Annotated in this window: 1 protein-coding gene; it reads right to left on the reverse strand. The window is 55.1% G+C overall.

Annotated features, from left to right (window positions below; all coding sequences use genetic code 11):
- Positions 1–41: 41 nt before the first annotated feature.
- A partial coding sequence (locus tag CSR02_RS16915) for a hypothetical protein (protein ID WP_208616842.1) occupies positions 42–263 on the reverse strand: 222 nt, incomplete at its 5' end.

The following is a 263-nucleotide window of genomic DNA, read 5'->3' on the forward strand; positions in this document are numbered from 1 at the left end:
GACGTATAGGAAGTCCTGAACAACCAGAAAATGATCCAAAATTACTCCATCTGTGAGATTTCCGCGTCAAGGACGGCGCAATGCGCCAGCCAGTGGTCAATGCCGTTACTTCTGTGTCGATCATACAGCGCACTGGTCAGGACTTTCAGCGGTGTGCTGGGATCACGGCGTAGGGCCTGACAGGCGCTGCGCACAATCGCACCGTATCCCTGACGCCACCGCGTCAGGACGGAACGTCCTTCCGTCGAAGCTTTGTAAGGAAT

This window comes from Acetobacter pomorum (genome assembly GCF_002738225.1).
In the GTDB taxonomy this organism is placed as follows: domain Bacteria; phylum Pseudomonadota; class Alphaproteobacteria; order Acetobacterales; family Acetobacteraceae; genus Acetobacter; species Acetobacter pomorum.